General features: G+C 73.9%; 10 protein-coding genes. 2 read left to right on the forward strand and 8 right to left on the reverse strand.

Annotated elements, in window-relative coordinates; genetic code table 11:
- The 5 genes from ACWCSD_RS43485 to ACWCSD_RS43505 all read right to left on the reverse strand — a co-directional run.
- The coding region (locus ACWCSD_RS43485) for a hypothetical protein (protein WP_449924008.1) at nt 1-400 on the reverse strand (400 nt) is incomplete at its 3' end.
- Entirely contained in the window at nt 393-983 is a 591-nt protein-coding gene (locus ACWCSD_RS43490; RefSeq protein ID WP_449924011.1) for a phosphoribosylanthranilate isomerase, read from the reverse strand. The genes ACWCSD_RS43490 and ACWCSD_RS43485, both read right to left, overlap by 8 nt.
- A 10-nt stretch (nt 984-993) precedes the next feature.
- Nucleotides 994-1,413: a hypothetical protein gene (locus tag ACWCSD_RS43495; protein ID WP_357975597.1), complete on the reverse strand. Its 420-nt coding sequence runs from the start codon at nt 1,411-1,413 to the stop codon at nt 994-996.
- A gap of 62 nt (nt 1,414-1,475) precedes the next feature.
- Nucleotides 1,476-2,174 (reverse strand): response regulator transcription factor, encoded by a 699-nt coding sequence (locus ACWCSD_RS43500; protein ID WP_358286516.1) that lies wholly within the window; start codon nt 2,172-2,174, stop codon nt 1,476-1,478.
- A complete protein-coding gene (locus tag ACWCSD_RS43505; protein WP_358286514.1) occupies nt 2,171-3,763 on the reverse strand; it encodes a sensor histidine kinase in 1,593 nt (530 codons plus the stop codon). Before ACWCSD_RS43505 ends, ACWCSD_RS43500 begins: the two co-directional genes overlap by 4 nt.
- 128 nt (nt 3,764-3,891) lie before the next feature.
- On the opposite strand from ACWCSD_RS43505, the gene ACWCSD_RS43510 reads away from it, so the two are divergent.
- Together ACWCSD_RS43510 and ACWCSD_RS43515 are read left to right on the forward strand one after the other, a co-directional pair.
- Nucleotides 3,892-4,482 (forward strand): class I SAM-dependent methyltransferase, encoded by a 591-nt coding sequence (locus ACWCSD_RS43510; RefSeq protein ID WP_449924017.1) that lies wholly within the window; start codon nt 3,892-3,894, stop codon nt 4,480-4,482.
- Between the two features lie 26 nt (nt 4,483-4,508).
- The gene (locus tag ACWCSD_RS43515) at nt 4,509-5,690 is read left to right on the forward strand and encodes an acyl-CoA dehydrogenase family protein (protein ID WP_358286510.1); all 1,182 of its coding nucleotides are present in this window, start codon (nt 4,509-4,511) and stop codon (nt 5,688-5,690) included.
- Nucleotides 5,691-5,696: 6 nt separating this feature from the next.
- On the opposite strand, the gene ACWCSD_RS43520 is transcribed toward ACWCSD_RS43515, so the two are convergent.
- The 3 genes from ACWCSD_RS43520 to ACWCSD_RS43530 form a co-directional block, all read right to left on the reverse strand.
- The gene (locus ACWCSD_RS43520; RefSeq protein ID WP_449924020.1) at nt 5,697-6,248 is read right to left on the reverse strand and encodes a hemerythrin domain-containing protein; all 552 of its coding nucleotides are present in this window, start codon (nt 6,246-6,248) and stop codon (nt 5,697-5,699) included.
- A 44-nt stretch (nt 6,249-6,292) separates the two neighbouring features.
- Complete coding sequence (locus ACWCSD_RS43525) at nt 6,293-7,072, reverse strand: enoyl-CoA hydratase/isomerase family protein (RefSeq protein WP_449924023.1); 780 nt, start codon at nt 7,070-7,072, stop codon at nt 6,293-6,295.
- A partial coding sequence (locus ACWCSD_RS43530) for an alpha/beta hydrolase fold domain-containing protein (protein WP_449924026.1) occupies nt 7,069-7,366 on the reverse strand: 298 nt, incomplete at its 5' end. The genes ACWCSD_RS43530 and ACWCSD_RS43525, both read right to left, overlap by 4 nt.

Consider the following 7,366-nt stretch of genomic DNA (forward strand, 5'->3'; position numbering starts at 1 on the left):
GCAGCGAGGCGCGCCACTCCTCGCACAGCACGGGCAGCAGCTCCTCCAACGCGAGCCGCTCGGTGGCGGCGGACGCGGCGGGGCGGGGGCCGCGGAAGGCCATGACGACGTTCGTCTCGTGGCCGTAGCCGGCGGCGGCGAAGGCGGGCCGGAACTCCTGGCCCAGCCGGTCGTCGTCGACGCACACCAGCCGGTGGCCGAGCCCGGCGAGCCGCTCCTCGGCGGCCGCGAGCACCGGGCCCGGGCGGCCGTTCCACACCACGAGCTTGTTGTCGTCGTGCGACATCGGGTAGCGCTCGTCGAGCACCGCGAACCCGCCGGGGACCGGCGCGACGACGGGCGCCTTGCGGCGGGCGAAGCCGTGCAGGAAGGAAAGGGCCCGCGCCAGCTCGTCAGCCACCGCGCGCGGCCCGCAGGAAGACCCTGATCAGGGCGGAGTCCTTGACGCCCGGCGCGGTCTCGACGCCGCTGGACACGTCGACCCCCCACGCGCCGGCGGCCTCGGCGGCCTCGGCCACGTTGGCCGGGTCGAGCCCGCCGGCCAGCATCCACCGGCCGGACGGGCGGCCGCGCACCGCCGCCCAGTCCCAGGGCTCCCCCGAGCCGGGACGCGGGGCGTCGACGATGAGCAGGTCTTCGTCGAAGGCGCCGCACCGCAGGTCGGCGGCGGCGTCGACGGCCCGCACGAGCGGCCGGCCGAGGTCCTTCAGCGCGGTGAAGTCGGCGTGGGGGTGGTGGCCGTGCAGCTGCACGGCGCGCACGCCCGAGGCCAGCGCGGCGGCCCGGACCTCCTCGGGGGTCTCGCCCCGGAAGACGCCCACGGTGAGCACGTGGGCCGGGATCGGCGCGGCCAGCTCGGCCGCCCGCTCGGGCGTGACCCTGCGCGGGCTCCGGGTGAGCACGAACCCGATGGCGTCGGCGCCCGCCTCGACGGCGGCCTCGACGTGCTCGGGCTCGCTCAACCCGCAGATCTTCACATACACACCTCAGACCTTAGCGGCGCCGCGACGCCGACGGCGACCACGACCAGATCAGCAGCGCGCCGATGAGGCCGAACAGCAGCACCCCGTTGGGCAGGTGGGCGCCCAGCCAGAGCCAGGTGACGTGCTGGAGGCCGCCCACGACGAACAGCGCGACGCTGGCCCACACCGGCCAGCCGGCGCCGCGTCCTGGCCGCCAGACCAGGATCGCCAGCACGATCTGCACGAGCGCCACCAGGTGGACGACCATGCCCGCCATGACGTGCGTCTCGGCCACCGGGCCGCCGCCCGCCGACACGGCCTGCCCGGCGAACGAGGCGGCCACCAGCAGCGCGGCCGCCTGGGCGATGATGGCGACGCGCAGGCTGTAGAGCAGCCCGGCCGACACCTGCCGGGTCGTGCCGGGACGCGGCATGACCTGTGTCTCCCCCATGATGTGGATCCTTTCTGCGAACGAAGGACCCACATCGTGTCGAGGACGGCCGCCTGCGGTCGTCAGCCTGCGGGATGACCTCCCGGTCCCCCACGTGGCGGACGGACCGGGCGGAAGGCGGCGTCCACGAGACCGGAGCGGTGGGCGACCACGGCGGCCTGGATGCGGTTGCGCAGGCCGAGCTTGTCCATGGCGGCGGCGATGTGCGTCTTGACGGTGGTGACGCCGACGTGCAGCTCCTCGGCGATCTCGGCGTTGGACAGGCCGGTGCCGACCAGGGCGAGCACCTCCAGCTCCCGCTCGGTCAGCCCGGACGGCGGCGGCACGGCGGCCTGCTCCTCGGCGGCCAGGAACCGTTCCACGACCCGGCGCAGCACCGAGGGGGCCAGCAGCTGCTCCCCCGCGGCGGCCCTGCGCACGGCGTCGACCATGCGTTCCGGCTCGTCGTCCTTGACCAGGAAGCCGACGGCGCCGGCGCGCAGGGCGGCGTGCACGTCGGCGTCCTCGGCGAAGGTGGTGAGCACGACCACGCGGGCCGCCGGGCGGGCCGCCAGCACCCGCCTGGTCGCCTCCAGGCCGTCCACGCGGGGCATGCGCAGGTCCATGAGGATGACGTCGGGCACGTGGCGTTCGGCCAGGCGGACGGCCTCGGCGCCGTCCTCGGCCTCGCCGACGACCTCCATGTCCCCCGCGGCCTGCAGCAACATGCGCACGCCCGCGCGGACCAGCGCCTGGTCGTCGGCCACCAGGACGCGGATCACGCGGCGCTCCTGGCGGGCAGGCTGGCCAGCAGCAGCCAGCCGCCGTCGCCGTCGGGGCCGGCGCTGAGGGTGCCCCCGAGGGCGCGCACCCGTTCGCGCATGCCGGCCAGGCCGCGGCCGGAGGAGGGCAGCCGCTCGATGACGGTGGGCGGGCGGCCGTTGCGGATCTCGATGGACAACCCCTCCTGCGCGGGGGCCACGGTGACGCGGACCCGGGTGCCGGGTCCGGCGTGTTTGAGCACGTTGGTGAGACCTTCCTGGACGATGCGCGCGGCGGAGGCGCGGGCGATGAGCGGGGCGCGGTCGCTGGCCGGATCGAGGTCGAGGTCGACGACGAGGCCGGCGGCGGCCATGCGTTCGGCGGACTCGCGGACCACGTCGGCCGGGTTGGCCAGCAGGTCGGGGCCGCGGTCGGGGTCGCGCAGCAGGTCGAGCAGGTCGCGCAGGTCCTGCAGCACCTGGTGGCCGGTCTCGCGGATGTCGGACAGCGCGTCGGCGACCGGCCCGTCGGGCGCGGTGTAGCGGGCGGCGCTGGCGCGCAGCACCATGGCGCCGACGTGGTGGGCCACGATGTCGTGCACGTCGCGGGCGATGCGCTCGCGCTCGGCGAGCTGGTCGGCGCGCACCTGGGCGACCGCGAGCCGGGCCGACTCCTCGGCGCGCAGGCGTTCGGCGGCGGCGGCGGCCTGCCGCATGCCGAGGTAGCGGCCGATCGCGATGGGCGTGGCCACCAGCGTCATCAGCACGCCGACGCGCAGCGGGGTGATCTCGGTGCCGTCGCCGACGACGGCGATGGCGGTCAGCAGGCAGCCGGTGAGGTACGCGGCCCCCGTCCAGGCCCAGGAGGCGACGCGCATGGAGAACACGCCGATCGCGATGAGCGTGAGGATCAGGCAGGTGTTGACGGCGTCGTTGAGATAGGTGTCGGCGGCGATCAGCAGCACGCCCTGCAGCAGCAGGACCAGGCCGGGCAGGCGCCGGGCGACGCCGAGCGACAGCCCGCCGACCACGGCCAGCAGGCCGATCACCCACACGGGCAGGGCTCCGCTGTGCCAGGAGGTCCAGGTGCTGAGCACGGTGATGGCCACGCCGCCGGCGGCCAGCAGCGCGTCGGGCGTGACGTCGCGCTCCTCCAGCCGCTCGGCCGAGCTGCGCAGGTAGGCCCCGAGCACGGTGGGGAAGACGGGCAGCAGCACCGAGTACATCCAGGTGTTGCCGGTCATCGCGATGCCGGGATCGGCGATGTTGACCGCCGTGGCCAGGACGGTGGCGCCCACGCCGGCCATGGCTGGCCGCCACGGGACGCGGAAGCCGACCACGCCGAGCGCGACGCAGATGAGGATCTGCGCGGTGTTGGAGGTGTAGGAGCCGAGCTGGTCGCTGAGCACGAGGAAGACGGCCAGGTAGAGGGTGACGGCCAGCGGCCACCGCCGTACGAGCCCCATGGGCAGGCCCACCAGGAGGGCCATGGGGATGTTCATCGCCGCCGGCAGGTACGCGGTGTCGCCCGCGTGGGCCGTCGTCAACAGATCCAGCCCCACGCCAGATGCCGCGAGCAGGACATCGAGCGGCACACCACGCCAACGCATGGCCTCACGCTATCCACCCTCGACCGATACCTGATCCTCCGCGCGGAGGACCCCGTCTCCTCCTAGTGGCCGCAGGTTCGTCCAGAGGAGGGAGCGCAGCGGGTGATCTTCCCGATACGTTCGGGGCCATGTCCAACGACACCGCAATGTTCCTCGGCCAGTTCCTGCGCGCCCCCGCCGTGATCGGCGCCGTCGCCCCGAGTTCGCGCCGGCTGGCCGCGGCCGTCTGCGCGCCGATCCCGGAGCGCGGCGAGCCGACCGTGGTGGAGCTCGGGCCGGGCACGGGCCCGTTCACGGCGGAGATCCAGCAGCGGCTGGCCGGGCGCGGCCACCACCTGGCCGTCGAGGTGAACGAGCGGCTCGCGGTGCTGCTCGCGGCGCGCTTCCCCGCCGTGGACGTGGCCCACGCGGACGCGGCGCGTCTGGGCGAGCTGCTGGCCGGGCGCGGACTGAGCCACGCCGACGTCGTGGTGAGCGGCCTGCCGTGGGCGGCCTTCCCCACGGGGCTGCAGCACGAGCTGCTGGACGCGGTGACGTCGGTGATGAGCCCCGGCGCGGCCTTCACCACCTTCTCCTACATCCACGCCATCCCGCTCAGCTCGGCCCGGCGGTTCCGGGCGCTGCTGGCCGAGCGGTTCGAGGAGGTCGTGCCCGGACGCACGGTGTGGCGCAACACGCCGCCGGCCTTCGTCTTCCACGCCCGCAGACCTCGACCCTGAACAGAACGAACTTCTACGATGGCGTGATGGATTTCACCCTTCCCGAGAGCGCCCAGGCCGTCCAGCGCGGCGTCGCCGAGATCTGCGCCCGCTACGACCTCGACTACTGGCAGCGGTGCGAGAGCGACAAGCGCTGGCCGGAGGAGGTCTGGGCCGACCTGGCCAAGGGCGGCTGGCTGGGCCTGGCCGTGCCGGAGGAGTACGGCGGGGGCGGGCAGGGGCTGCTGGAGCTGGCGGTGGCCACCGAGACGCTGGCCAGCTCGGGCGCGGCGGGCGGCTCGGCCTTCACGTACGTGCTCACCCCCGGCTTCGGCGCGCTCACCCTGGCCCGGCACGGCACCGCCGAGCAGCGGGCCGAGCTGCTGCCCCGGCTGGCCACGGGCGAGGTCGAGACGTGCTTCGCCCTGACCGAGCCGGACGCCGGCTCCAACTCGCTGGCGATCACCACCTCGGCCCGCCGCGACGGCGGCGACTACGTGCTCAACGGCCAGAAGATCTGGATCACCGGCGTGCAGCGCGCCACCTGGATGCTGCTGGTGACCAGGACGGTCCCGGCGGCCGAGGCCAGGCCGCGCACCCACGGGCTGACCGTGTTCCTGGTGAACGTGCCCGAGGCGGTCGCCGCCGGGCAGCTGTCCTTCCGGCCGATCCCCAAGATGGGCGCGAACACCACGCCGTCCAACATGGTGTTCGTCGACGACCTGCGGGTGCCCGCCACGAGCGTGGTCGGCGAGGTGGACGGCGGCGCGGCCGTGCTGTGGGACATCCTCAACCCCGAGCGGGTGCTGCTGGCCGCCTCCGCGCTGGGCGGCGCCGAGGTGGCGCTGCGGGTGGCGGTCGGCTACGCCAAGGAGCGCGAGGTGTTCGGCCGCCCGATCGGCGCCAACCAGGCCATCGCGTTCCCGCTGGCGCAGGTCAAGGCCAAGATCGAGCTGGCGCGGCTGATGCTCTACAAGGCGGCCTGGTCCTTCGACCGGCGCCTGCCGTGCGGCACCGAGGCCAACGTCGCCAAGCTGACCGCCTCCCAGGCCGCGTGGGAGGCGGCCGACGCCGCGTTCCAGACGCACGGCGGCATGGCGTACTCGCTGGAGTACCCGGTGGCCAGGCTGCTGGCCGACGCCCGTATCGGAAGGGTGGCACCCGTGACGGAGGAGCTTCTGCTCAACTACCTCGCGACACAGGTGCTCGGGTTGCCCCGGAGTTTCTGACGGCCCTCAGGCCCTGCCCGTCGCCTTGCGGATCACGTCACGGGCCCTGTCCATGATCGCGGCGGGCGGGCCCGCCAGCAGGTTCTTCGGCGCGGTCTCGACGCCGGCGTGCGGGTGCGTGGGCGCGAGCGTCTCGGCGGCCTTGACGCCGATCGCCATCGCGTGCAGCTCCTTCGCACCGGCGGCCTGCCTCAGCCGGGGGAACTCCTCGCGTTCCTCGGCCTCGGCGTGCTCGACGACGGCCTTGCGCAGCGTGGCCAGGTTGGCCGCGAACTGCGGGTCGTCGACGCCCGCCCGCTCCATCTGGGTGAGCATGTCCTTGGCCGCGTTCTCCTCGGCCAGGCGCTCGTCCACCAGGTCGTCGCCGTCATCGACGTGGCGGCGCGCGTACGGGTGGACGATCTCCTCCTCTGCTGTCTCGTGGACGGCCAGCAGGCGCACCAGCCTCTGGAAAGCCGCTGCTTTGTCCTCGGGGGCAGCGTTCTCGACCTCCGTGAACTGGCTCTTGATCTGCTCGTGCTGGCGCACCAGCAGGTCGACCACATCGTTGTCCGTCATGAGGGTGCGCCTACCCCGGGCCCGGACAAGCACACGCGCCGGGCTCAGCCGAAGGAGGGCGGCCGCTTCTCGCGCACCGCGCGCACGCCCTCGACCACGTCGGGGCCGGTGAAGCCGAGGAACTCCATCGCCAGCGAGGCGTCGAAGGTCGGGCCGGCCAGGCGCAGCCAGTTGTTGAGCGAGTACTTGGTCAGCCGGATCGCCTCCTGGGAGCCCTGGGCGAGCCGGACCGCGATCTCCATCGCCTTGTCGTGCACCTGGTCGTCGTCGACGCACAGGCTGACCAGGCCCATGCGCTCGGCCTGCTCGCCGGTGACGGGCTCGCACAGCAGCAGGTGGTACTTGGCCTTGGCCATGCCGCACAGCAGCGGCCAGATGATCGCGGCGTGGTCGCCGGCGGCGACGCCGAGCCGGGTGTGGCCGTCGATGATGCGCGCGGTGCGGCCGGCGACCGAGATGTCGGCCAGCAGCGCCACCGCGAGCCCGGCGCCCACGGCCGGGCCCTGCACGGCCGAGACGATGGGCTTGGAGCAGTTGAGCACGTTGTAGACGATGTCGCGGGCCTCGGCGAACACGCGCATCCGGGTGGCGTGGTCGCGGGTCATCTCCTCGATCATCGACAGGTCGCCGCCGGCCGAGAACGCCGTGCCCTCGCCCCTGACCACGATCGCCCGGACGGAGTCGTCGCGGTCGGCCTCGCGCCAGATCTCGCTCAGCTCGCGGTGGCCGGTCATGTCGACGGCGTTGAGCCTGCCGGGCTCGCTGATCGTGACGCGCAGCACGCCCTCGGCCGGGGTGTCGAGCTTGAGCTTGGTGTAGGTCACAGGTGCTCCCGCAGGCGGTCGGCGATGTACTGCCTGGCCTCGGCCGCCTGGTCGAACAGGCCGGGCAGGCCGAAGAAGCCGTGGATCGCGCCGTCGAACCTGCGCGCCTCCACCGGCACGCCGGCGTCGGCCAGGCGGCGGGCGTAGTGTTCGCCCTCGTCCCTGAGCACGTCGCACTCGGCGGTGAGGACGGTGGCCGGCGGCAGGCCGGTCAGGTCGTCGATGCGCAGCGGGCTCAGCAGCGGGTCGGCGGGGTCGGCGCCGGGCGCGTAGCGCTCGGCGAACCAGGCCATC

The organism is Nonomuraea sp. NPDC001684 (genome assembly GCF_053596515.1).